Origin of the sequence: Dokdonella immobilis (genome assembly GCF_900115085.1) — a bacterium.
Taxonomy (GTDB): domain Bacteria; phylum Pseudomonadota; class Gammaproteobacteria; order Xanthomonadales; family Rhodanobacteraceae; genus Dokdonella; species Dokdonella immobilis.
Genome location: NZ_FOVF01000001.1, coordinates 157957 through 183677, shown reverse-complemented (window position 1 = coordinate 183677; position 25721 = coordinate 157957). Strand labels below are relative to the sequence as shown.

Genomic DNA, 25721 nt, shown 5'->3' with positions numbered 1-25721 from the left:
ATACTAGCAGCTTGAATCGATTGCGCAGAAGTATCCGCCAGGATCAGGCCTTGTGTGTGTATCTCCGGCATCGGCAGGGCGGCCACGAGGCCGGAACCCGCCATTTGCCGGATGTATGCGGACGTTCCATTCCGGGACAAAGAGGACATTTTCGCGACGTTGCGCGTTCAAAAAAAAGCGTCAGGAATTCAATTGCACCGTCCCGCGTTATTGCGGCGGCATTCATTGCGGGGGAAGCAGGAGTCGAGCCAGCCACGTTCGAGGCCGGCCCGTTCCACGGGGCAGGTGCCAATCAGCCCGGCAGCTTGCGCGACAGCGCATAGGCGACGAGGTTGCCGATGCCGGTGGCGCCGAGCAGGATGGCCAGTACGCCGGGGGTGAAGTCGCGCAGGTTGAGTGCCTCCATCAGGCCGAAGCCGAAGGCCAGGGCGATATAGATCGCGCCCCAGCGCAGGGTCGCGTGGCGGCGACGCAGTTCGTCGGCTTCGACGATCGACTGGATCAGTTCCTGGGACACATTGGAAGCCACCAGCTGCTTGCGCACGCGGGCATCGACCACGGCCTTGATGGCATACGTGATGCAGATGAAGAGGGTGATCGGGATCATGAATTCAAAGTGGTTCATTGGCGGCGCCTGGGTCTCGTTGGGGGGCGCAACAGGAGATACGGCCCGAATCGGGACGGTTGCATATCGAAGGCTTGCAACCGTGGGGCGCCCTGGCGTATCCCATGTCCCGTGAGCGATTCCCCGATCCAACATCCGGAAGACCAGGCCCTGGTCGCCGCCGTCCTCGACGGCGAGGCGGGGGCGTTCGAGCGCCTCGTGCGCCAATACCAGAACCTGGTCTGGCATGTGGTCTATCGCATGGTCCGGCAAGCCGAGGATGCCCAGGATCTGTGCCAGGAAGCGTTCCTGCGCGTACACCAGTATCTGCATCAATATCGCAGCGAGAGCGCGCTGAAGTCGTGGATTGCCCAGGTCGCTTATTCGGTGGCCAAGCGGCATCTGGAGCGCAAACGCATCCCGATTGCCGATCCCGCTGCAGATCCGGATGGCGAATCGCCACTGGACCGGGTCAGGGACGATTTCGACCTCGAGCACGCCTGCATCGAGCAGCAGTCTGCCGGACATCTCCACGAGGCCATCGAATGCCTGCCGCCGCTGCAGCGCACCATCCTCACGCTCTACCATCTGGACGATATGCCTATCGCCGAGATCGCGGTCATTACCGGACTCGCCGAAGGCACCATCAAGAGTCACCTGTTCCGCAGCCGCAAGCAATTGCGCGATGCGCTGAACGACCGCATAGGAGTCGCCGCATGAATCCCGAAGACCGCGAATGGCAAGCCCAGGAACGGGCCATGCAGATCGAACGCGACGGACTCGACATGACCGGGGCCGATGCCTTGAGCGCCCGCTATCTGGTTATCGCGCGGGCCCTGCGTCAACCGCTGGATGACGCACTTCCCCCCGATTTCGCCGAACGCATGGCCGCCCTGGTGGCCAGCCGCGCGCAGCCGGTCGAGGTCGAATCGCGCTTCGAGCAAGCCATGCTGGTCGCACTGGCCGTCGTCATGGGTATTGCGGCACTGGTTGCCCTGCTGGTCTATGGCAGCGGCGATTGGGTGGCGCCATTGACCGATTCGCTGCGCCGTGTCGGCCGGCCTCCGCTGACCTGGCCGCTGGCCATTGCCGCGTGCCTGTCACTGTCGTGGTTCGCCCAGCGTCTGCGCAACCGCGGCGAGAGCGAAAACCGCCACCTGGCCTGAGTCGGCCGCCGCTCGCCCAGGTCGGATCGCGTCCTGGCGCAATCCTACGGCTGTCCTGTTGCCCGGGCACCGCGCCCTCCAGGCGACAGAATCCATCATGCGGCGTATCATCCGCGCACGCGTCCTGGCCGCGGACGACATTGCCCGACGGGCACGGTCCGCATGCCGGGGCATGTTCTGCCAACCGACCCTGTCGACCGCAATGCCGCGAATACGGCCCACCGACATTCCGACCTGATCCCTGCCATGTGCACGCATGGCGGAATGCGAGCGCATGATGACTGAAATCGAGACCAGCAGCCGTTCGACGACGCCACTGCAGGGCCATCTGGCCCGCGTCAGCGAGATGCTGGCCAGGCATCGACTGGTCGAGAAGCTCGCCCACGACGAGGCGCACCAGCACCAGGATGTCGTCGACAGTCTCGTGCACCGGCAGAACCTGGCCGAACTGCAGCGCGAGATCGACAAGCTGCATCCGGCCGACGTCGCCCACATCCTCGATGCGCTGCCGCCCGAGGACCGACTGAGCGTCTGGCACCTGGTCAAGGCCGATCGCGACGGCGAGATCCTGCTCGAAGTCTCCGATTCGGTCCGCGAGAGCCTGCTTGCCGACATGGACGCGCCGGAAATCCTGGCTGCGGCCGAGCAACTCGATGCCGACGAACTGGCCGATCTGGCCGAGGACCTGCCGGACGACGTCGTCCACGAGCTGATGCAGCGCCTCGATGCGCCGGAGCGCGAACAACTGCGCTCGGCGATGTCCTACGAGGAAGACCAGGTCGGCGCGATCATGGATTTCGAGATGATCACGATCCGCGAGGACGTGACCCTCGAAGTCGTGCTGCGCTACCTGCGTTTCATGAAGGAGATACCCGAGCAGACCGACAAGCTGTTCGTGGTCAACAGCGAAAACGTCCTGACCGGCGTGCTGCCGTTGAAGTGGCTGCTGGTCAACGATCCGGCGCGCATGGTCAGCGAGGTGATGGCGGTCGATGCGAACACCTTCCACCCCGACGAGGATGTCGTCGAGACCGCCCAGGCCTTCGAACGCTACGACCTGATTTCGGCGCCGGTCGTCGATGTCGACGGACGGCTGATCGGCCGCCTGACCATCGAGGCGATGGTCGACGTCATCCGCGAGGAAAGCGATGCCGAGACGCTGAGTCGCGGCGGTCTGCGCGAGGACGAAGACATCTTCGCCTCGGTCTGGAAATCATTGCGCAACCGCTGGACCTGGCTGGCCATCAACCTGGTTACGGCGTTCATCGCCTCGCGCGTGATCGGGCTTTTCGAAGGCTCGATCGAGAAGCTGGTCGCGCTGGCCGCACTGATGCCGATCGTCGCCGGCATCGGCGGCAATTCCGGCAACCAGACCATCACCATGATCGTGCGTGCCCTCGCGCTAGGGCAGGTCAGCCCGTCCAGCGCCAAGCGCCTGCTGCGCAAGGAGGTCGGCGTCGCCGTACTTAACGGGCTGATCTGGGGTGGCGTGATCGGCCTGGTCGCCTGGCTGCTCTACGGCAGTGCCGCGCTCGGTGCGGTCATGACGGCCGCGATGACCCTCAACCTGTTGCTGGCGGCGCTGATGGGCGTGCTGATTCCGATGACCCTGATCCGCTTCGATCGCGATCCGGCCATGGGCGCCAGCGTCATGATCACGGCCCTGACCGACAGCGGCGGGTTCTTCATCTTTCTCGGGCTGGCGACCCTGTTCCTCATTTGATTGGCGCCGGGATCTCCGGCCGGAATGCAATCGAGGCCGCATCGCTTCGCCGTTGACCGGCAATCGCCTCAATCGCGCTGCCCAGGATCGACCGGGCCGGACATCCGCGTGCGGTAGTCGAGCGGGGACATGCCGTGATGACGGCGGAACGCGCGCGAGAAATTCGCCGCATCCCGATAACCGAGCTGGTAGGCGATGCGCGTGATCGCCAGGCGGGTCCCGGCCAGCAGCCGGCAGGCGCGCTGCTGGCGCGCGAGGTTTCCAAGATTGCGAAAACCTTGTCCTTCGGCGGCGAGGCGGCGATTCATCGTGCGCGTCGACAGGTTGAGCATTCGAGCGAGTTCCTGCTGGCGCGGCTGATGATCGTTGGATTCTTCCAGCATCAGGGTGATCCAGGCGGCCATCGAGCCTTCGACGGTCAGGCGTGAGAGCGCTTCGTCGCAGCGCAGCCGGGCCAACTTGAGCGCATGGCGGTCGGCCAGGGCGAGGGGGCGGGCGATCGCCTCACCGGAAAGCACGATGCGGATGCCGGCGTGGCCATGGGCAGCAAAATGGACCCGTGCTGGCGCCAGCTGCCGATAGCGGCTCGCCGCACCGGCGAGGGATTCGGGGAGGAAGAGGTCGTAGGCCGGAATCCTTCCGGCCAGCAGGAACCCGATTTCTTCATGGAACGCCGCGGCCAGGGCCTCGAGGTGAAAGCGCAGGGTCAACGGCCGCATCGGCAGCGCGGGTTCGAGGTCGATGCAGACGTCCTGGTCGTCGCGATGATGGCGCAGGCTGAAGGTCGGCGTGATCAGGCGCCAGTAGCGTGCGGCGAGGCGCAAGGCATCGTCGAGGGTGGCCGAAGTCATCAACGCATAGCCGAGGAATTCGTGGCTGCTCGGCTTGATCAGCCGGCCCAGGTGGAAACCCAGATCCTCGCGCGCGGTCGCTTCGACAGCCGCAGCGATCAGGGTGTCAACCTGCTCCAGGGCCAGGGTCGCGCCCGGGCGCTGCAACGAGAGCGCATCGAATCCGATCGTCGACAGCGGCCGCGGCAACGAGTTTCCCGCGTTGCCGATCATCTCGAGCAGCAAGGCGTAGTAGCGAGCCGGCAATCTCGCTGACTCGGAGCGCGCAAGGCGGGACGACACGGGCATGGCCAGCCTGTCTTCAAATGACAATAGAATGGCCCAAAATGACAAGTAAGGCGAGTCCCGTTCGGTCAGCATGCCGGTCATCGCAACCAGCCAGTGGTCGGATCATGTCGGGAAACGCCTTGCCAGCCTCATGGATCGATCGAAGGCGCCACTGGTGGCCGGCCAGTCTGGTCGTGCCCTCGCTCGCCCTGATTGCCTTTGGTCTGGTCGTGGCGACCGGCTCGGCCTGGTTCTGGTGGACTGGCGCCGTCGTCATCTACGGACTGGTGCCTCTGCTCGATTCATGGGTCGGCGTCGATACGCACAATCCGCCCGAGTCGGCGATCGAGGCGCTGGAAACCGACCCCTACTATCGCTGGATCCTGCTGGCGACCCTGCCGCTGCAACTGGCCGGTACCGTGGTCGGCGTCTGGGCAGCGACTTCGACCGATCTCAACCCGTTGCAGTGGATCGGTCTCGCGATCACCGTCGGCATCGTCAGCGGCGCCGGTATCAACACCGCGCACGAATGGGGGCACAAGCGCGCCGGCCACGCCCACTGGTTGGCGAAATTGAGCCTCGCTCCGGCCGCCTACGGCCACTTCTACGTCGAGCACAATCGCGGTCATCACAGGAATGTGGCGACACCGGGTGATCCGGCCAGTGCGCGACTGGGCGAATCGTTCTGGGCCTTCCTGCCGCGCACCATCCTCGGCGGGATCGGCTCGGCATGGAGGATCGAGAGCGAGCGTCTGGCCGCTCAGGGCCGGTCCGTCTGGAGCCTGCACAACGACAACCTGCAAGGCTGGGCCATGACCCTCGTGCTGTATGCCGCGCTCGTTGCGGCCTTTGGCTGGATGGCGCTGCCATTCCTGATCGCACAGGCAGCCTATGGTGCGAGCCTGCTCGAGGCGGTCAACTACATCGAGCACTACGGCCTGCTGCGGCATCGCGACTGCGGCGGACGGCTTGAACGTTGCGGGCCCGAGCATTCCTGGAACGCCAATCAGATCGTCAGCAACCTGATGCTCTACCAGTTGCAGCGCCATTCCGACCATCATGCGAATCCGCGACGCTCCTACCAGACGCTGCGGCACTTCGGCGACAGCCCGCAGCTGCCGGCCGGGTACGGCGCGCTTATTCCACTCGTGTATTTTCCGCCGTTGTGGTTTGCCTTGATGAACCCGCGCGTCCGCGCCCATTACCGGGGCGACCTGGGGCGCGCCAACCTGCAGCCGACGACGCACTGAGAGCGCGGGCTATTGGGCGTGGCCGGGTATCGGCGGCTGGCCGCAGCCTTCCGTCGCACGGCGCGTCAGGCTCGGTCTCCAGCATGACTTCCAACCCATCGCCGGAACGACGCAATTCGGCTAGTCTTGCCGCTGCATCACGTTTGCCCGGCTGTGCAGGCAAGCACCTGCGGCAGGGCCCATTCCAGATGGGAGCCTCGCATGTCCATTCCCTTGAAATGCAGTTTGCTGTTGTTTGCGCTTGCTTCCGTGAGCGCCCACGCCCTGACGGTCGACGAACTGGTCGCCCGCAACGCGGAGGCCCGTGGCGGCCTTGATCGGATCGAGGCGATCAAGTCGATCCGCTTCGAGGGATCGCTGCGCTTCACCGGCGGTTTCGGCTCGATCGACCTGACCATGATGCAGGTCAAGAAGGCGCCCGAAATGGTGCGCTCCGAGGTTTCCGTGCAGGGGCTCACCCAGATCCAGGCCTGGGACGGCACGGAGGGCTGGCAGATATCTCCGTTCCAGGGGCGCAAGGATCCCGAGCGCATGACCGAGGACGACGCGCGCGGCCTGGCCGACGATGCGAGCATCAGCGGCGCACTGATCAACTACAAGGCCAAGGGCAGCCAGGTCGAATACCTCGGCACCGAGGATGTCGACGGCACCGAGGCGCACAAGCTCAAGGTCACCCTCAAGAACGGCGACATCGAGACGGTCTATCTCGATCCCGACCACTTCATCGAGATCCGCATCGTCGGTCAGCGCAAGGTGCGCGGCACCGAAACCGAGGACGTGACCGACTTCGGCGACTACGAAAAGGTCGCCGGTGTGTATTTCCCGTTCTCGATCCTCTCCTACAGCAAGGGCGGTGGTGGTCAGCAGCAGATCACCATCGAAAAGGCCGAGGCCAACGTCGACGTCGACGATGCCCTGTTCGCCTTCCCGACCAGCACCGGAGGCGCGCCATGAAGACGAGGACGAACCCGATGAACATTTCGCTCTGCAACCTTGTTTTCGGCGTGACCCTGGCCGGCCTCGCCGGGTCCGTGCAGATCGCCTCGGCCGCTGATGGGGCAGGCATGGGCCGTTTCGATGCCGGCGCCATATCCGGCCTCGGCATCCGCAACATCGGCTCGGCGACGATGAGCGGTCGCATCGCGGCCCTTGACGCGCGTGCCGGCAAGGACGGCAAGACTCTGATCTACGTGGGCGCGGCCTCCGGCGGCGTCTGGAAGTCGACCGACGGCGGCACGACCTTCAAGCCGGTCTTCGACAAGCAGCCTGTGCAGTCGATCGGCGCGATCACGATCGATCCGGGCAATCCGAAGACAGTCTGGGTCGGAACCGGCGAATCGTGGACGCGCAACACCATTTCGATCGGCAACGGCATCTACAAGTCCATCGACGGGGGTGATTCCTGGACCTATCTCGGCCTCCCGGAAAGCGAACGCATCGTCAAGATCATCGTCGATCCGAGCGCCAGCGACACGGTCTATGCATGCGCTCCCGGCAAGATGTGGAGCGATTCGGCCGATCGCGGCCTGTACAAGACCACCGACGGCGGCAAGAATTGGGCGCTGGTCCTGAAAGGCGGCAACCTGTCGACCGGCTGCGCATCGATCAGCATGGATCCGCAGGACAGCAAGGTGCTGTTCGCCAGTCTCTGGGACTATCGGCGCAAGGGCTGGACGTTCCGCTCGGGCGGCGAGTCGGCAAGCGCCAAGTCCGGCAGCGGGCTCTACCGTTCGGCCGATGGCGGCAAGACCTGGACCGAGATCAATGCAGCCGCCAACAAGGGGTTCCCGACCAAGCCGTTCGGCCGCATCGCGGTGACCGTGGCGCCGTCGAATCCGCAGATCGTCTACAGCTTCGTCGAGTCGACCGATTCAGCGCTTTATCGCTCCGACGACGGTGGCAAGACATGGGACCAGCGCGACAAGAGCCAGATGATGGTCTGGCGTCCGTTCTATTTCGCCAACCTGATCGTTGACCCGCTCAACCCCGAGCGCGTGTTCAAGCCGAACCTGAATCTGATCATGAGCCTCGATGGCGGCAAGAGCTTCGCCAATGTCGGCGGCGGCACGCATGGCGATGTGCACGTGGTCTGGATCGACCCGAGCAACACCCAGCACGTCATCTCCGGTGACGATGGTGGTCTCTGGCAATCCTACGACGGCGGCAACAAGTGGTGGAAGCAGAACAATCTGCCGGTTTCGCAGTTCTATCACGTCAGTGTCGACGACAAGGATCCGTTCCAGGTCTATGGCGGCCTGCAGGACAATAGTTCCTGGGTCGGGCAGAGCGATTACCCGGGCGGTATCGCCAATTCCCAATGGGAAAACATGTACGGCGGCGATGGCTTCTGGATGTTCTCGGATCCGGCCGATCCGGACTACCTCTATGCCGAGGCCCAAGGCGGAACGATTGGTCGGGTCAACCGGCATACCCATGAAATCCGCAACATCCAGCCGATGCCGAACTACGGCGAAAAGCTGCGCTGGAACTGGAACACGCCGATCGCGCTGAGTCCGAATGAGAAGGGCACGATCTACATCGGGGCGCAGTTCCTGTTCCGCACGAGCGATCATGGGCAGACCTGGGACCGCATCTCCCCGGATCTGACCACGAACAACCCGCAGCACCAGAAACAGGAGGAATCCGGCGGCATCACCGTCGACAATTCCGCGGCCGAGGCCTACACCACGATCTTCTCGATCAGCGAGTCACCGAGGCAGAAGGGCGTGATCTGGGTCGGCACCGACGACGGCAACGTGCAGGTCACCCGCGATGATGGCAAGAGCTGGACCAACGTGGTCGGCAACATCAAGGGCGTGCCGGCGAATTCGTGGATCAACTGGGTCCAGGCCAGCGCCTTCGATGCGGCCACCGCCTACGTGGCGATCGATCGCCACACGTTCGGCGACATGCGGCCCTACATCTACAAGACCAGCGATTTCGGCAAGACCTGGAAAGCGCTCGTGTCGCCGGCCGACAGCAAGAGCCTGCGTGGCTACGTTCACGTCGTCCGCGAAGACTCGCTGAAGCCCGACCTGCTCTATGCCGGTACCGAGTTCGGCCTCTGGATGTCGATCGATGGCGGCGCCCACTGGGCCCAGTTCAAGGGCAACGAATTTCCTGCCGTGGCAGTGCGCGACATCGCCCTGCAGAACCGCGATGCTTCGCTGGTGCTGGCCACGCATGGCCGGGGTATCTGGATCATCGACGACATTACGCCGCTGCGGGCACTCGATGCGAAGCTGCTCGACAGCAATGTTGCGTTCCTGCCGACGCGCATGATCCAGCAGCGCATCAGCGCCCAGGGCGGCTGGCCCGAAGGCGATGCCAGCTTCACCGGTCCGAACGCCCCCGGCGGCGCCGACATTTCCTATTTCCAGAAGTCCCGTCACTTGTTCGGCAAGCTCAGGATCGAGGTGCTCGATGCCGAGGGCAAAGTCCTCGATACCTTGCCGGCCAGCGTCAGGCGCGGCATCAACCACGTCTACTGGTCGATGCGTGCGGCACCTCCGCGGGTGCCGAAGGCGGCGCAGATCGCATTCAACTCGACCCAGGGTCCGCGCGTGCCGCCCGGCGACTACACCGTGCGCATGACCAAGGACAAGGACGTCTTCGAAACGACGATCAAGGTCGGCCTCGACCGGCGCGTCAGCTTCAGCGCGGCCGATCGCCAGGCCCAGTACGATGCCGCACTGCGCGTGCGCGCGATCTTTACCGACATGAGTTCGCTGGTGGACCGGATCAACACGCTGCGTGCCCAGGCAGCGGCCACTTCGGCCAAGCTCGACCATGGCAGCGCCCTGCGCGGACAGATCGCAGCGCTGGACAACAAGGCCGATGCGATTCGCAAGAAGATCGTCGCGACCAAGGAAGGCGGGGCGATCACCGGCGAGGAGCGCCTGCGCGAGCATGCCGATACGCTGTATGGCGCAATCATGTCCTATGACGGCAAGCCCACCGACTACCAGTTGGCCCGGATCGAGGCGCTGAAGCGCGAGCTCGGCGACATCGAAGAGGAGTTTGCCGAGTTGCAGGCTGCTGACCTGGCGAGGGCGAATGCGGCATTGAAGAAGGCCGGCATGGGCGAGATCGATCTCTCCAATGCTGCGGTCTCGGGTGGCAGCGGCGGTCCGGCCACGACCGAACAATTGCGTGCAATCCAGCTGCGCGGCTGACTGACACGGGCGGCACCGGCTGCGGGCCACCTCGGTGGTCGCGGATCCGGTGCCGCAGCGGTGCAACAGAGGTTTCGGGAATCGCCATGGCCGCTGCTGCGGCCATGGCCACGCCGACGACGATATTTCTCCTGCTGGCAGATCGAACGGGGCTTGAACCGCGACGAGCAATGTGATGGTATAACGTTACGGTGTGCGTGCGGGTGTTACCTGCGCCGGCGCCGACCTCACCTCTCCCCGGCTACGGAACCCCAATGCGCTCCCTCCCGATTGCGATTGCCCTTTCCTTGGCGTTGACCGCTTCGGTCGACGCCGCCGAAACCTCCGCAGATCCACAAATCGCCGCCCTGGCCGAACGGATCCGCGCCCTTGAAGCCAATGCCCAGACCCTGCAGAAGCAGGCAGCCGACGCGCTGGCCGCGGCCCAGGCAGCCCAGGCCGAGCTGCAGCAGATGAAATCCGCCCAGCAGGAAGCCGCCGTTGCGGCCGTCGCCGCGGACAGCCCGACCGGCGCGACCGGGGCTTCGGCGAATGCCTTCAACCCGGCCATCGCGGTGATTCTCAACGGCCTCTATGAGAACCATACGCAGGATCCTGTTGACTACCGGCGAGCGGGCTTTCCGCTGGTCGGCGAAGGACGGCCGGGCGAAAAAGGCTTGCGGCTCGGCGAAAGCGAACTCTCGTTCGCGGCCAACATCGATGACAAGTTCTACGGTCAGCTGACCGTGACCATGGAGAACGAAGACGGTGAAACCCACACCGGCATCGAGGAGGCCTATATCGAGACGACCGCATTGCCGGAAGGATTCACTGCCCGTGCCGGACGCTTCTATTCGAACATCGGATATCTCAACAGCCACCACACGCATACCGACTATTTCAGCGACCGGCCGCTGGCCTACCAGGCTTTCCTCGGCAACCAGTACGGTGACGACGGCGTGCAGTTGCGCTGGGTCGCGCCCACCGAAACCTACCTCGAATTCGGTAGTGAAGCGTTTCGAGGCAGCGGCTATCCGGCCGACGGTTCGGCCCATGGCGGCGTAGGCGCGAAGAGCTTCTTCATGCATGCCGGCGGCGATGTCGGCATCGAAAACTCGTGGTTAGCCGGCGCCTCGCTGCTGCATGCCGACAGCGTTGATGGCGAGGATGACTTCAGCGGCCGAAGCAACCTGTTCCTTCTCGATTTCACCTGGAAATGGGCGCCGCGCGGTGCATTCAAGGACGCCGGCATCGTTGTGCGCAGCGAATACTTCGTCGACGATCGCGACGGCCTGGTCCGCGATGCCGAAGATCCCGATGCGCTCGCCGAGGCATGGAATGGCAAGCGCCGTGGTGCCTATATCGAAGGACTGTACCGCTTCAGCCGGACCTGGGACGCGGGTTATCGCTATGACAGGCTCTGGGCGGCATCGAGCGGGCCCTACGCGAGCGATTTCGATCCGCAGCGGCACAGCGCCATGCTGACCTGGCACAACAGCGAGTTCAGCCTCATGCGCCTGCAACTGGCGCATGACGAGCCGCAGCCGCACTTCATCGACAACGTGCTCACCCTGCAATACCAGGTCAGTCTCGGCGCCCACGGCGCCCACAAATTCTGAGGAATCGTGAAATGCGCAAGTTGATGTTCTGGTTGATCGTTGCCAGTGTCGTGCTGAGTGCCCCGGCGCAGGCGAAGTTGCGCGTCTTCGCCTGCGAGCCGGAATGGGGCTCGCTGCTCGCCGAACTGGCCGGTGACGCGGTCGGCGTTGACGTGGCGACCAGCGCCCTGCAGGACGTCCATGTCGTCGAAGCCCGGCCGAGCCTGATTGCAAAGATGCGCCAGGCTGACCTGCTGGTCTGCTCGGGTGCGCAGCTGGAGATCGGCTGGCTGCCGCAACTGCTCAAGCAGGCCGGCAATCCCAAGGTCAGCTCGGGCCCCGGCAACTTCATGGCGGCCAGCCAGGTGACGACCCTCGAGAAGCCGGCCAGCGTCGACCGTTCCGCGGGCGATGTCCATCCCGATGGCAATCCGCATATCCAGCTCGATCCGTATCGGGTGCTGGCCGTGGCCAAGGCCCTGAGTACGCGGCTTGCCGAAATCGATCCGGCCAATGCGACGCTCTACCAGCAGCGACTGACCGATTTCGAAACGCGCTGGCAGGCAGCGATCAAGGGCTGGGAAACCAGGGCGGCGCCGCTCAAGGGCAGGGCCGTCGTCGTCCATCACTCCAGTTGGGTCTACCTGTTGCAGTGGCTCGGCATGCATGAGATCGGCTCGCTCGAGCCCAAACCCGGTGTGCCCCCGACCAGCGCGCACCTTTCAAGTCTCATCGATGTGACCCGGAGCGGTGGGGCGATTGCGATCATCAGCGCCGCCTACCAGGACACCAAGCCCGGCGCGTGGCTGTCCGAACGCACCGGCGTGCCGGCCCTGGTACTACCGTTCACGGTCGGCGGCGACGAGCGGTCGAAAGATCTGTTCAGCCTGTACGACTCGACCCTCGACAAGCTGCTCGGAGTGCTCAAGTGAACTGGGACGGACTGGACCTGAGCATCCTCGGGCCGGCCTGCCTGGCCGGCCTTGTCGTACTCTCCACGCACGTGCCACTCGGTACTCGGGTGCTGGCCCGCGGCATCATCTTCATCGACCTCGCCATCGCCCAGGTGGCGGCGCTCGGTGTCATCCTCGCCCAGTACTTCGGCATGGACGAACACGGCTTCGGCGTGCAGGTCGCGGCGGCCGTCGCGGCCCTGCTCGGTGCGGCGCTCCTGAGCTACACGGACAAGCGCTGGCCCGAGTTCCAGGAGCCATTGATCGGCACTCTGTTCGTGCTAGCCGCAACCGGCGGCATCCTGCTGCTGGCCAACAACCCGCACGGTGGTGAGCACCTCAAGGATCTTCTGGTCGGGCAGATCCTGTGGGTCACGCCGGACCAGCTCTGGACCGCGGCGATTGCATCGGCGGCCTTGCTGGCGGTCATTGCCTGGCGCCGCGGTCGTCTCGGTGGCCTGTCCTTCTACGCCGTGTTCGCGCTGGCCATCACCGTTTCCGTGCAACTGATCGGCGTCTATCTCGTATTCACCAGCCTGATCGTGCCGGCCCTGGCCACGGCCGGCATGCAGGGACGCTCGCGTCTGGTCGCGGCCTACGCCATTGGCGTGGCCGGCTATGTCTGCGGACTGATCGTCTCGGCGGTGCTCGATCTGCCGAGCGGCGCGATGATCGTCTGGACCCTGGCCGCCTGCGGTCTGCTTGCGCAAGTCGTGCCTGCGGTGCGTCGCTCGCATCCCGCGCACGCAACCGACGCCGGCGTCGATCCGACCCATCGCAAGTAGCTGCGCTCAAGTCGCGACCGGCGGACCGGTGGAGCGTCGGCCCGCGAGTGCACTCAGGCCGGCGCCATGAACCCGAGGTCCGAAGTCGCGAAGCGCCCGATATTCGGGAACACGGTATCGAGGTCGCCCGCCGGGACGCCATACCAGCGGGCGATCGTGGCGGCGTACTGATCGACCGACGTGGTCGGGATGATCTGTCCCCAGTCGGCATCGTCCGGGCCGCCGGCACTGAGGTCGGGAGGCGTGCCGTAGATGCGCCGGCCGTTCACCGAACCACCCATGACGAAGTGGTGGCTGCCCCAGCCATGGTCGGTGCCATCGCCATTGACGCTGGTCGTACGTCCGAATTCCGATGCGGTGAACGTCGTGACGCCGTCGTCCACGCCCATTTCCACGGTGGCCGCGTGGAACGCGGCCAGCGCGCCATCGAGCTCGGCAAGCTGCTCCGCCTGGTCACTGAGCTGGTTGTCGTGGGTATCGAAGCCGCCGAGTCCGACGAAGAAGACCTGGCGCTGCATCTGCAATGGTGAGCGTACGTTGATCAGGCGCGCGACCATGCGCAGCTGGCGACCGAGGTGGGTATCCGGAAACGCGGTGCTCAGCGCGGTCTCGCCATCGAGCGCCTCGTTGATCATGACCTCGTTGTCCATCGATCGACGCATGACCGAAGCGTACTGGCGCTGCAGGGCATTGCCGTGGGCCGCGTCGCGAAGGGCGAGGAAGACGGCGCGTCGTTCGGGGTTCCAGGTCTGCACGAAGTCGACGCTCTGGGCGCCATCCTGGCCGACGAAATAAGGGATGACTTCATTGCCGGCCTGGAACACGTTTTCGCCGTCGATTGAAATGTTCATCGACAGCTGCTGGTTGACGTTGGTCTGGTAGAACATGTCGGCCAGGCGTCCGCCCCAGCCACGCCGGTCGATCGCATCGGCATTCGGCTGTTGCCAGGTCAGGGTCTGGTCGCTGTGCGAAAAGAGCTGCGCAGGCACCGGTGCCGAGCCGGCCTGGTATTCGGCCTTGGTGATCGGGTAGAGCAGTGGTCCGACATTGGCCGTGATCGCCAGGGGCGACTGGGCCTGGTTGAACAGGTTGCGCAACAGTGGCATCGCGGGGTTCATGCCAAAGCTCCCGCCGCCGGTCGGTGCGACGCTCGGATTCAGCGACAGCAAGTCGGCCAGCGGAAGGGCAAGGTCGCCGCGCGACGCCTGGTACTGGGCGTACTGCGCGCTGCTGGTCGGCACCATCATGTTGAAACCGTCGTTGCCGCCGTACAGATAGACGCAGACCAGGGCGCGGTAGTCATTGCCGAGCAGGCGACGACCGGACAGGGCCGAGGCGTGGGCGAGGGAGAGTTTGCCCGCGAAACTCGTGAAGAGTGCCGAGGAAGCGGTCGCGCAGAGGGCGCGCCGGATGAAGTCGCGTCGTTTCATGGCGTCACCGTTCGATAGCGTATTCGGGAGAACTCTGGATCAGCCAGACCGCATTCTGCACGCGCTGGCGCCTGCCCGAATTGGTGTTCGGCAGGCTCTGCAGATAAGTGACCAGGGTGGTGAACATGAAGTCGGACATGGTCCGGTTCATGAACAGCAGGTCGTAGCGGTCGACCAGTCTGACCGGATCCGACGCGACCGCGACCTCCGGGCCGAGATCGACGACGATATCCTCGGGTTGCTGGTTGCCGTTTCCGCGCCAGTCGTAGAACACCTTGGCGCCGAGTCCGTTGGCGACGCTGGCGACCGAGGTGTCGGTAGTGATCTGGAATTCGGGACCGTCGAGGCCGAGCGTGGCCATCTCGCCCGGCGGGCGATAGTCGGGCAGGAAAAAATTGAACACCGTCGGTGAGCGCAGCGGCGCCTGCGACAGGTAATAGTCTGTGTACCACTCGCGGTAGCGCCCGTCATCGGCGCGCCCGTCGAGCGCCCGCCACAGGTGGCTCAGCTTGAGCAGGGGCTCGCGCATCTTTCCGGCGTTGCTGGCCAGGCTCGGCACGGTGCGCGCTTCGCTGTCCATCAACACCGCGCGTACGGTGGCCGCGAGATCGCCGCGAACGCCGAGGCCGTTGTTGACGAAGGTTGCCGCCACACGGCCCACATAAGCCGGCGACGGGTTGCTCGTGACCAGGCGCTTGATCAGGTGGCGGGCGATGAACGGGGCGACATTCGGGTGATTGAAGATGTTGTCGAGGGCCGCCTGCAGGTCGCTCGCTGCGGTGCCGCCACCGACCAGGATGCCGTTCGGCAGGGCGACTCCCGGGTACACCAGAAGCTGCTTGTCCTCTGCGCTGGCATGGTAGCTCTCCCATGCCTGCATCGGCACCAGCCACCAGGCATCCCAGCCCGGATCGGGCCAGTCGACCGGGCCGGACGGACAGTATTCCCACTCCCACCACTGGCCGCCCTGGTCGCGTGGACAATTGGCCCAGTTCCAGCCTGTGAACACGTGGGCGAAGCCGCGGATCGTGTCCTGGTCATATGTCGGAATCGGCTGGCCGCCGGAAGTCTGCACGGTACCGTTCGCATTGAGCCTGACCAGTCCGACCGAAAACAACTGCATGATTTCGCGGGCGTAGTTCTCGTCCGGCCGGATGTTGGCGTCCAGGTCGGGCTTGCGGTTCTTGAACATCGACAGGTAGTGACCCATGACCGGGCTCAGGGTCACGTTTTCGAGCAGGTTGCGGTAATTTCCGAAGGCGCCATCCACGAGCAGGTCGTAGTAGTTGGCCATCGCGATCGGATAACCCTCGATCGCGCCACTCTGGTCGGAGACCACCAGCAGTTCGCTCAAGGCGAAGGCGACGCGCTGACGCAACTGGTCGGGGCCGGTGATGGCGTTGGTCCACCAAGCCTCCTGGCGCGCATTCTGGTAGACCTCGAGGCCGGCCGCCGCCTGCGCCTCCAGGTAGGGCCGATGGTGCGAGGCCGGCAAGGTCGCCTGGTCGGCCAGCCACGCGTTGTAGCCGATGCTGCGCAAACGTGCGATCTCGGCCAGACTTGGACCAAACGTCGCCTGGGTCAGGAATCGAGCCGCCTCGGCGTCGGAATAGGGTCCTTCGGCGCGATGATCGAACCCCGCGTCGAAGACGTGATCGCCAGCCCACACTTGGGACACGGCTCCCAGTAGGGTCACCATCAGCACACCGCACCATCGTGGAGTCTTCATGCGAGCCCCTTCCATTCGACCATCGGCTGACCAGCGCCAGACGATATCGGCAACGCATGAACGCCGATGTGAGGACGGTCACAGCATGAACGCGGTGCGCCGGCCCCTGCCGCGCGGGTTGTTTGCGCTTCTTGCATTGCTCGTGCCCACCCTCGCGGCGGCACTGAACAACTGTCTCGAGGGCGACTTCGTCGACCAGCGTGGTCTGGCCGACATCCAGATCGCCAATGACGACCCGACCAATCCGTTCCGCTACCGGCCTCGCTGCGTCACGGTCAGCGAAGGCACGCGCATCATGTTCCGGGCGGTGCCGAATTTCGGCATGCACCCGCTGTTCGGCGGCGTGGTCGTCGCGGGCCAGGCCACCATCGATCCGGAAAGCCCGATCGGATCCGCGTCGAGCGGCACGACGGCAGAGCGGCAGATTTTCGATTCCGGTGAATTTCCGTACTTCTGCGATGTGCACTTCGGTTCGGGCATGATCGGCTCGATCCGGGTCGTCCCGCAGCTGTTCGCCGACGGCTTCGACTGAAGGCTGTTCGCGTCCCGTCGTTCGCGGGCTTTTCGGACCGCGACCTGCACCGGGACCGCGGTCGTCGGTGCTATCGTTGCATCCCCGAGCGGGTCGGATATTCGGGACCGGAGTGCGTGCGAAGATCATCGCATCCCGGTCCGGCGAATGCGCCCGATTCTCGCGGTCGCTCATCAGACGGCTCGACCGGCGCGGCGGAAACCATGGGATCGAGGATCCATTGAAAGCAAACAAGAAGCGCCATGCGGAACACTCGGGCCTCGACCAGGCCGAATGGCAGCGCCGATTCGCGGGACTCACCCCGGCCGCGATCGGCATGGTCGAGGCCGCATCGACGGCGATCGAGCGCCGCCGCACCGTGGAAGCGCGGCGAAGCCTGGCCGGTGCGCTCGCGCTGGCGCCAAGGCACCCGGAGGTGCTCCGCCTCCTCGGCGTGCTGTGCCACCTGGAGGGCCGGTTCGACGAATCGGTGGCGACCCTGCGCGACGCCCTCGATCTGCGGCCAGGGGATGCGCTGATCCTCAACAATCTGGGCAGCTCGCTGCGAGCCAGTGGCGACTTCGATGGCGCCCTCGCGGCGTTCGAGGAGGCCACGCGCCTCGCCCCGCAACTGGCGGGAGCGTGGTTCAACCTCGGCAAGACATTGAAGGTTCGTGCCCGCACGGAAGAGGCACGCCGTGCGCTCGAGCAGGCCATTCGTTGCTCGCCTGGCCATGTGCGCGCCCGCATCGTGCTCGGCGATACCCTCAAGGCGCTGGGCGAAACGCAGGCCGCGGCGGAGTCCTATCGCGAAGCGCTGCGCCTGAATCCGCGCGCCGGTCAGGCCTGGTTCTCGCTCGCCAATCTGAAGACCCTTCGATTCGACGCGACCGATGCGGCGCGACTGGCGAATCTGGCCGCATCACCGGACCTCGCCGAGGAAGATCGCATTTCCATCGGCTTCGCCCGGGTCAAGGCGCTGGACGACATCGGCAAGTACGAACAGGCCTTTGCAGCGCTGGTCGATGCGAACGCGCGCAAGCGCCGGCTCGTGCACTGGGATGCGCCCACATTCTCGCGGCAGGTCGACGCGATCCTCGCGGCCTTCCCGCAGGCATCGTGCGTGCCGGCCGGATCGACGCGGGGCCGGGAGGTCATCTTCGTCGTCAGCCTGCCGCGTTCGGGTTCCACGCTGACCGAGCAGATCCTCGCCGCGCATTCGCAGGTGGAGGGCGCCAGCGAACTGCCCGACCTTCCCGCCGTGATCGAGGGCGAATCGAGGCGCCGCGGGGTCGCCTTTCCCGGTTGGGTCGGAACGGCCACGGATGGGGACTGGGCGCGCCTGGGTGAGGAATACCTCGAGCGCACAGGCCGCTGGACGGCGGATCGTCCGCGTTTTACCGACAAGGGTCTGTCGAATTGGCAGTACGTCGGTGCGGCGCTCGCCATGCTGCCAGCGGCCAGGGTCGTGGTGTGCCGGCGCGATCCGGTCGAAACCTGCCTGTCGTGCTTTCACCAGCTTTTCGCCCAGGGCCAGGAATACAGCTACACGCTCGCCGAGCTGGCTGCCTACTGGCGCGATTTCGACCGCCTTTGCACGCACTGGACCCGGATCGATCCGGGTCGGGTGGCCGACATGGTCTACGAGGCGTTGCTCGAACGGCCCGAGGCAACCACCTCGCGTCTGCTCGAATTCTGCGGTCTGGAATTCGAATCGTCCTGCCTGCGCTTCCACGAGGCGACCCGGGCGGTTCGCACCGCGAGCGCCGCGCAGGTTCGCGAGCCGCTGCGCCGCGACACGGCCCGCGCGGCGCATTACGGACCGGCGCTGGATACGCTGAAAGTGGCGCTGGGTGTGCGCTGACACCCGGCCCGGACCCGGACCCGGATCAAGGCCGTATTGCCTCATGCGTCACACTTTGCTAACTTCCAGCGCTGCTGTGCGAGCATCCATCGAGTGCGCGCCGCAAACCGGTACCGCGGTCCATTCCTTTCTGATTGGGGTAATTCATGTCATATAGCAAGAGTTTGCTCGCCGGCAGCATCGCTGCGGCCGTTTTCGCCATGTCCACCGCCGGCGCGGCAGTGCCGCAGGCCAGCCATGCCGGTGTCGCGGTGCAGCCGAATTTTCCCGCTCCGAACGGCGCCGCGATCGTGCTTTACGATCAGACGGATTCGGCTTCCGGAAACGGCGCGCCGGCACAGAATTTCGAAGCCTCCTATGACGCCTACGACTCCGAGGGCGCCGATGACTTCGTCGTTCCGGCCAGCGGCTGGACGGTCACCCAGGTCAATCTCGTGACCACAATCACAACGCCGCTGACTACCACCGCGGCGGTCAACATCTATCCGGATGCCGGCGGCGTGCCGGGCGGCACCGCGACCTGTTCGTACCCGAGCGCCGCAGCCGATGTCACGGCCGGCGGAACGACCATTACTCTGCCGACGTCCTGTGCCCTCGGCGCCGGCACCTACTGGGTCGCAGCGACCGTCGACGTTGATTTCGCCAGCAACGGCCAGTTGTTCTGGTCGAACCGCACGATCCAGAGCAACAGCCCGGCCGTCTGGCGCAATCCGGGTGACGGTTTCGCCTCCGGTTGCACGACGTTCACCGCCATGACCACCTGCGGTGTCGGTGGCGGTACCAATCCGGACTTCCTGTTCCAGATCGTCGGAACCGCTGGCGGTGGCGGCGTCCCGGCCGAGCCGGCACGAGAGCTGCCGACCCTGAGCCAGTGGAGTGCCCTGCTCGCCGCAGGCGGTCTGGCGCTGCTCGGCATGTTCGGCCTGCGTCGCCGCGCACGCCGCTGATTCGAACCTGAAAGCGTAAGATTGAAACCGGGAGCCTTGGCTCCCGGTTTTTTTATGCCTGATTCTTGCGCTGAAGCGTGCCGAATCCAGCGCGCCGAGGTCATAGCATGTTCAATATTGCCGTCATCTTTCTCGTCGTCACGGCCCTGCTGGCCTACCTCAACCATCGTTTCGTCCGCTTGCCGACCACGATCGGCGTGATGGCGATTGCCCTGGTGCTTTCGTTGTCCCTGATTGGCCTGGACCGGATCGGATTCAGCAGCCTGCATGACTACGAAGTATCCCTGCTCGAATCGATCGATTTTTCCGATGTGCTGATGCAGGGCATGCTTTCGGTGCTGCTGTTCGCCGGGGCCATGCACGTCGACCTGAGCGAACTGCGCGCCTACCGCTGGCAGGTCGGACTGCTCGCCGTTCTCGGTACGGTCGCTTCGACCGTGATCGTCGCATGCTCGCTGTGGATTTTCCTGCCCCTGGTCGGCGTTGAATTGGGATTTCTCCATTGCCTGGTGTTCGGTGCGCTGATATCGCCGACCGATCCGATCGCGGTCATGGGAATCCTGAAATCGGCGAAGGCGCCGAAGAATCTTGAACTGGTCATCTCCGGCGAATCGCTGTTCAACGATGGCGTCGGTGTGGTCCTGTTCTCGCTGCTGCTCGGCACAATCGCCCTGGGTGAGGCGCCCACGGCCGGGCAGACAGGGCTGCTGCTGTTGCAGGAGGCCGGCGGAGGCATCGCCTACGGCCTCGTCCTTGGCTACGTCACCTATCGCCTGCTCAAGAGCATCGACAGCTACAAGGAAGAAGTCCTGCTGACCCTGGCTGCCGTGCTCGGCGGTTACCTGCTGGCCACTCATCTGCACGTTTCGGGGCCACTGGCGATGGTCGTCGCTGGTCTGGTTATCGGCAACCATGGCCGCGCGCTGGCGATGTCCGACAAGACCCGTGCCCACCTGGACATGTTCTGGGAATTGCTGGACGAGATTCTCAACTCGGTGCTGTTCGTATTGATCGGCATGGAAGCCCTGGTCATTCCGTATTCCCCGAACATCGCCGTTGCCGCGATCGGCACCGTCCTGATCACGCTGCTCGCTCGCCTGCTCGCGGTCGGTACGCCGGTCGCGCTGTTCAATAGCCGCTTCAGATTGCCCAGGGGTTCTTGGCAGGTGCTGACCTGGGGCGGCTTGCGTGGCGGCATTTCGGTCGCGCTGGCCCTGTCGCTGCCGCTGGGCGAGGAACGCAATATCGTGCTCGCGTTGACCTATGCCGTGGTCGTGTTCTCTATCCTCGGTCAGGGCCTGAGCATCGGCAAGGTGGCGCGCCGGGCGGTGCGCGCAGCCGACTGACCCGGCGTCGAATACCCGCGCCGGCAGCGACGGGCCCGGCGTAATGCCGGGCCCGTCGTTTCAGCATCAGGGTGGCTTGGCCTCAGCGCAACACGGCCGCCCGCTCGCGTCGCTCCACCAGGCTCATGTCGGCCTGGTTGATCAGGCGCAGATCACGCAGCTCGAACGGTGCGCCGACCCCGGCCTGCTGCACGGCGCCGGCGTCGAAGTGCAGGTCGATCGTGCCGTTGCCGGCGGCGATCCAGCTTGCCGCATGGGCAATGGCGACGGGCGCCAGACGGCCATCGGCTCGCGTGCCGTAGAGCACGCCGGCAAGCTGGTAGCGACTGGCCACGGCGCTTTCAATGCCGATTCGCAATTGCACGTCGGCATCCTTGCCTGAACCCGGAACGCGCTCGATCGCGCCGTCGAGGCGCGCAGTCGCGACGCTGACCGCGAATGCGTCGCGGGCGTCACGCGCGATGCCGAGCTGGCCCGATTTCGCGTTGCCGAAGGCATGGATCTCCCACAGGCCGAATCCTCCCGCATGGGCCGGGTCCGGCCGCACGCGCGCCTCGAAAGCGCCGTCGGCCTGGCGTTCGAAGCGAACGTCCTGGACGTGGCCATCCGGTGCGCTGAGCAGGCCGCTGAGCCGGTCGAGTCGGGCTCCACCCGCGATCATGGCGCGGACCACGAAGGCTTCGCCGGCAATGACCGTGTCTCGATCGGCGTGCAAGGTCAGCACGATCGAGCTCGCTGGTTCGAACACATGGACGAGGTAGGCGCCGCTGGCACGCGGTGCGATCAGTTCTATCGTCCCATGCCCGACGCCGTCGGCCATCTTGAACACGACGCTGCCTTGGGGAACGTCCATGCCGGCGGCGCGCAAGGCGTCCTCGTCCGCCGCCGAGCGAATCGCTTCGGTGCTGGTCACGAGCTTGCCGTCGATGCGGAAGCTCAGCGTCGACGGATCGATCGTGCCGCGATTGCCGGCATGCGGGCTGAGCCGGAGCACGGCGCCATTGGCGCTGGTCGTGAGCTCGAGTCCGCGTTGCAGTTGTTCGGCGCTGGCGTCGATCCAGTATTCGCGGCTCGACTGTACGAACGGTGTCGGCCGGGCATCCAGCGGGGTCGCCGGGTCGACCGCCCAGGACATCGTCGCCGGCGCGTGCTCGAGCGTGGTCGTCGACATCCGGGCCGGCGCGGTCGTCTGCAGGCGAGTCGGAACCTGGTCAGTGGCGAGGGCCGGCAACAGGGCCATGGGAGCGGAGGCTGCCTGCGCCGCCGACGTGGCCAGCAGCATCGCAACGATCAGTGAAGTCAGGTGAAGTTTCATCGAAGTGCTCCTCAGAGATCGTTGCGAAGGATGGTCTCGAGTCCGAAGCAGGCGCGCCGGCTCTGGTTGTGCGAAAGCACCTTGCCGCCGAGAGCGCTGATGTCCTTGAACCACAAGGTGCCCGCCGCCTGCTGGCTCGTGCAGTCGAGGAATCCATCGGAGCAGCTGGCGAGCCAGTTCTGCGTGATCTCGAGACCGACCTGCTGGGCGTAGCCGCCGCAGTAGGCGTTCGAGCTGAAGATGCCGGAGCTGACGTCGGTGCCGACCACGTTCCAGAAGCCCTTCGGCAGGGACGGTCGGCCACTCGTGCCGAGCAGGTAGTTCTGGTTGTAGTAGGCCATCCAGCTGACCTGCTGCATGCGCACGGCGTCACTCTTGTAGCCTAGCAGCCAGCCGAGTACCGACTCGAATACATTGCCGCTGATGACCGCGTCGGCGAGTGGCGTGCCTGCGCTGGAAGGCGCCAGTGCATTGACCCAGCGGATCTTGCTGATGATGTTGGGGTAGCGGCTGTCCCAGGTCGGGTTCGACAGGATCCAGCGCATCACGTTGCCGCCATTGGAATGGGTGATGACGACGAGGTCGGTGATGTTCCTGCTGTTGATGAAGCTGGTCAGCTGCGTGGCCAGGCAGCCCGCCGCGCGGCTGTCCCACATGTATTGCTCGAAGTCGCAATTGATGACGGTGTAGTTGGCCGGGTCGACGAGCCCCTGGCGAACGCTGTTGACCATCGGCGCCTGCCAGTAGTCGTTGTAGGCGTCGGACTGGCTTCCGGTGCCGTGGACGAAGGCCACGCCGGTTCCGGCACCGGCGGCGAACGCGGATGCGCCGCACAGTGCGAGCATGAACACAAGTACAGAACGGATCATGTGAATCCTCCCGAGGCAGGCCGCTCAGGTGGCGGACTGCGGTTGGACCCCGGCATGCACCAGCGGGTACGGCGTCCTTGCCGGCACTGGGCACGGCGGAGCGGATACGTCAGCTTGCGTCCTGAACGCATCCCCTCCCGGAGCGACCCGACGCGCTGCGAACATAGTCCACAAATGGGCGGGCGTCAAACATGCGTTTGATTCAAAACGATGTTCGATACCAAGTGAGGATTTGCTGCGCACGCACAAACTGATCGTGTCGTCGGACAACGGTTCGGGTGGGAAATTGCCAGTGGAGAAGAGTGGCCGGGCCGCAGGCCTGGCGCGGCACGCTGGTGCCGCGCAGCAAATGCAGCTCAATGCGGGGACTGCGCCAGTGCTACAGCAGTGCCGGGCGACGTGCGCGCTTGGTGGGGTCAGACCTCGAGCGAGGCGAGGTCGCCCTTTTCCTCGAGCCAGCTCTTGCGGTCGGCGGCGCGCTTCTTCGACAGCAGCATGTCCATGATCCGGCTTGTGCCATCGTCACCGTCTTCGGGGGCGCCGACCGTGAGCTGGACGAGGCGTCGCGTATCGGGGTTGATCGTCGACTCACGCAACTGGCTCGGGTTCATCTCGCCGAGGCCCTTGAAGCGGGTCACGCTGACGCTGCCGCGGATCTTTTCCCGCTCGATGCGCTCGAGCACGGCGTCGCGCTCGGACTCGTCGAGGCAATAGAACATCTGCTTGCCGACATCGACGCGAAACAACGGCGGCATGGCGACGAAGACGTGTCCTTCCCGAACCAGGGCCGGGAAGTGCTTGATGAACAATGCCGACAGCAGGGTGGCGATATGCAGGCCGTCGGAATCCGCGTCGGCGAGGATGCAGATCTTGCCGTAGCGCAACCCGCCGATGTCGTTCTTGCCCGGGTCGCAGCCGATGGCTACAGCGAGGTCGTGGACTTCCTGCGAGGCCAGCACGCTGCCCGATTCGACTTCCCAGGTATTCAGGATCTTGCCGCGCAGCGGCAGGATCGCCTGGAAATCCTTGTCGCGTGCCTGGCGTGCCGAGCCACCGGCGGAATCGCCTTCGACGAGGAACAGTTCGGTGCGCGAAAGGTCGCTCGATGCGCAGTCGGCGAGCTTGCCGGGCAGGGCGGGGCCCTGGGTGATCTTCTTGCGCACGATCTGCTTTTCGGCCTTCAGGCGCAGGGCCGCGCGTTCGATCGCGAGCTGGGCGATCTTCTCGCCGATCTCGACATGCTGGTTGAGGTACAACGAGAAGCCGTCGTGCGCCGCACCCTGGACGAGGCCGGCCGCATCGCGCGAGGACAGACGCTCCTTGGTCTGGCCGGAGAACTGGGGTTCCTGCATGCGCAGCGAGAGCACGAAGCAGAGCCGGTCCCAGACATCCTCGGGCGCGAGCTTGACCCCGCGCGGCAGCAGGTTGCGGAAATCGCAGAATTCGCGCAGCGCTTCGGTCAGGCCCGTGCGCAGGCCGTTGACGTGGGTGCCGCCCTGCGCGGTCGGGATCAGGTTGACGTAGCTTTCCTGGGTCAGCTCGCCTTCCGGCAACCAGGTGATGGCGAAATCGACGGCACTCTTTTCGCGCTGCTGCGAACCGATGTAGGGATCGACCGGCAGGCGTTCATTGTCGCCGAGCATCGAGCGCAGGTAGTCGCGCAGACCGTCTTCGTAGTGCCAGGCGATGTCCTCGGCGCTGGCTTCGTCGGTCAGCCTGACATTGAGTCCGGCGCAGAGTACGGCCTTGGCGCGCAGAACGTGCTTGAGCTTGCCGAGCAGGATCTTCGGCGAGTCGAAGTATTTCGGGTCGGGCCAGAAGCGTACCGTCGTACCGGTCTGTTTTTTGGGAACGCTGCCGACCACGCTCAGGGGGCTGGTGCGGTCGCCGTCCCTGAATTCCATGCGGTGGATCTGGCCATCACGGCGAATCGACACCTCGACCCGGGTTGAGAGCGCGTTGACGACCGAGACGCCGACGCCGTGCAGGCCGCCGGAAAACTGGTAGTTCTTGTTCGAGAACTTGCCGCCGGCGTGCAACCGGGTCAGGATCAGCTCGACCCCGGGGATGCCCTCCTCGGGATGGATGTCGACCGGCATGCCGCGGCCATCGTCGCTGACCGAAACCGAGCCATCGGCATGGACGATGACCTCGATCGACCGGGCATGGCCGGCAAGGGCCTCGTCGACCGAATTGTCGACGACCTCCTGGACCAGATGGTTCGGCCGCGTCGTGTCGGTGTACATGCCGGGACGGCGCTTGACCGGATCGAGACCCGATAGGACCTCGATGTCTGCTGCGTTGTAGCGACTGCTCATTGCGTGCTGCGGAAAGGAGCCAAAGACCGCGCATGGTGGCC

General features: G+C 65.0%; 20 protein-coding genes. 13 read left to right on the top strand and 7 right to left on the bottom strand.

Translation table 11 applies throughout. The features are described from left to right. Positions 1-292 precede the first annotated feature (292 nt). The gene (locus BM125_RS00760; RefSeq protein ID WP_245778737.1) at positions 293-625 is read right to left on the bottom strand and encodes a DUF6249 domain-containing protein; all 333 of its coding nucleotides are present in this window, start codon (positions 623-625) and stop codon (positions 293-295) included. 111 nt (positions 626-736) lie between these two features. Here BM125_RS00760 and BM125_RS00755 point away from each other — a divergent pair, with 111 nt between their 5' ends. From BM125_RS00755 to mgtE, 3 genes are all read left to right on the top strand, one after another. Beyond that, the gene (locus BM125_RS00755) at positions 737-1324 is read left to right on the top strand and encodes an RNA polymerase sigma factor (RefSeq protein WP_092403972.1); all 588 of its coding nucleotides are present in this window, start codon (positions 737-739) and stop codon (positions 1322-1324) included. Then, positions 1321-1770, top strand: a complete 450-nt coding sequence (locus BM125_RS00750; RefSeq protein ID WP_092403971.1) for a hypothetical protein — start codon at positions 1321-1323, stop codon at positions 1768-1770. Before BM125_RS00755 ends, BM125_RS00750 begins: the two co-directional genes overlap by 4 nt. A gap of 274 nt (positions 1771-2044) precedes the next feature. After that, positions 2045-3493 carry a magnesium transporter gene (mgtE, locus tag BM125_RS00745; RefSeq protein WP_245778736.1) on the top strand — a complete coding sequence of 483 codons (1449 nt, stop codon included), beginning with the start codon at positions 2045-2047 and terminating at the stop codon, positions 3491-3493. Between the two features lie 68 nt (positions 3494-3561). Here the strand turns inward: mgtE and BM125_RS00740 are convergent, their stop codons facing one another. Next, complete coding sequence (locus tag BM125_RS00740) at positions 3562-4632, bottom strand: AraC family transcriptional regulator (RefSeq protein ID WP_175497793.1); 1071 nt, start codon at positions 4630-4632, stop codon at positions 3562-3564. Between the two features lie 119 nt (positions 4633-4751). Between BM125_RS00740 and BM125_RS00735 the strand changes: the two genes are divergently transcribed. The 6 genes from BM125_RS00735 (at position 4752) to BM125_RS00710 (ending at position 13351) form a co-directional block, all read left to right on the top strand. Beyond that, positions 4752-5861: an alkane 1-monooxygenase gene (locus BM125_RS00735; protein ID WP_217647778.1), complete on the top strand. Its 1110-nt coding sequence runs from the start codon at positions 4752-4754 to the stop codon at positions 5859-5861. A gap of 201 nt (positions 5862-6062) precedes the next feature. After that, positions 6063-6815, top strand: a complete 753-nt coding sequence (locus tag BM125_RS00730) for a LolA-like protein (RefSeq protein ID WP_139224795.1) — start codon at positions 6063-6065, stop codon at positions 6813-6815. After that, complete coding sequence (locus tag BM125_RS00725; protein ID WP_139224794.1) at positions 6812-10036, top strand: WD40/YVTN/BNR-like repeat-containing protein; 3225 nt, start codon at positions 6812-6814, stop codon at positions 10034-10036. Before BM125_RS00730 ends, BM125_RS00725 begins: the two co-directional genes overlap by 4 nt. A 254-nt stretch (positions 10037-10290) precedes the next feature. Next, entirely contained in the window at positions 10291-11634 is a 1344-nt protein-coding gene (locus tag BM125_RS00720) for a hypothetical protein (protein ID WP_092403966.1), read from the top strand. Between the two features lie 11 nt (positions 11635-11645). Next, positions 11646-12545, top strand: coding sequence for a metal ABC transporter substrate-binding protein (locus BM125_RS00715; RefSeq protein WP_092403965.1), 900 nt, complete (start codon positions 11646-11648; stop codon positions 12543-12545). Continuing rightward, entirely contained in the window at positions 12542-13351 is an 810-nt protein-coding gene (locus tag BM125_RS00710) for a metal ABC transporter permease (protein WP_092403964.1), read from the top strand. Before BM125_RS00715 ends, BM125_RS00710 begins: the two co-directional genes overlap by 4 nt. A 53-nt stretch (positions 13352-13404) precedes the next feature. Here BM125_RS00710 and BM125_RS00705 read toward each other — a convergent pair whose 3' ends face one another. Together BM125_RS00705 and BM125_RS00700 are read right to left on the bottom strand one after the other, a co-directional pair. Further along, on the bottom strand, positions 13405-14781 hold the full coding sequence (locus BM125_RS00705; RefSeq protein ID WP_092403963.1) for a DUF1501 domain-containing protein: 1377 nt from the start codon (positions 14779-14781) through the stop codon (positions 13405-13407). A 4-nt stretch (positions 14782-14785) separates the two neighbouring features. Beyond that, positions 14786-16510, bottom strand: coding sequence for a DUF1800 domain-containing protein (locus BM125_RS00700; protein ID WP_175497791.1), 1725 nt, complete (start codon positions 16508-16510; stop codon positions 14786-14788). Between the two features lie 85 nt (positions 16511-16595). Between BM125_RS00700 and BM125_RS00695 the strand changes: the two genes are divergently transcribed. From BM125_RS00695 to BM125_RS00680, 4 genes are all read left to right on the top strand, one after another. Then, a complete protein-coding gene (locus BM125_RS00695) occupies positions 16596-17042 on the top strand; it encodes a cupredoxin domain-containing protein (protein ID WP_092403961.1) in 447 nt (148 codons plus the stop codon). Between the two features lie 220 nt (positions 17043-17262). Continuing rightward, on the top strand, positions 17263-18885 hold the full coding sequence (locus BM125_RS00690; RefSeq protein ID WP_139224793.1) for a tetratricopeptide repeat-containing sulfotransferase family protein: 1623 nt from the start codon (positions 17263-17265) through the stop codon (positions 18883-18885). A 146-nt stretch (positions 18886-19031) separates the two neighbouring features. Continuing rightward, complete coding sequence (locus BM125_RS00685; protein WP_092403959.1) at positions 19032-19832, top strand: hypothetical protein; 801 nt, start codon at positions 19032-19034, stop codon at positions 19830-19832. A 107-nt stretch (positions 19833-19939) separates the two neighbouring features. Then, entirely contained in the window at positions 19940-21178 is a 1239-nt protein-coding gene (locus tag BM125_RS00680) for a cation:proton antiporter (RefSeq protein ID WP_092403958.1), read from the top strand. 82 nt (positions 21179-21260) lie between these two features. On the opposite strand, the gene BM125_RS00675 is transcribed toward BM125_RS00680, so the two are convergent. The 3 genes from BM125_RS00675 to parE all read right to left on the bottom strand — a co-directional run bounded on the left by BM125_RS00675 (position 21261) and on the right by parE (position 25680). Further along, a complete protein-coding gene (locus BM125_RS00675; protein ID WP_092403957.1) occupies positions 21261-22493 on the bottom strand; it encodes a DUF4785 domain-containing protein in 1233 nt (410 codons plus the stop codon). Positions 22494-22504: 11 nt separating this feature from the next. Next, on the bottom strand, positions 22505-23362 hold the full coding sequence (locus BM125_RS00670; protein WP_092403956.1) for a hypothetical protein: 858 nt from the start codon (positions 23360-23362) through the stop codon (positions 22505-22507). Positions 23363-23778: 416 nt separating this feature from the next. After that, a complete protein-coding gene (gene parE / locus BM125_RS00665) occupies positions 23779-25680 on the bottom strand; it encodes a DNA topoisomerase IV subunit B (protein WP_092403955.1) in 1902 nt (633 codons plus the stop codon). Between the last annotated feature and the right edge of the window lie 41 nt (positions 25681-25721).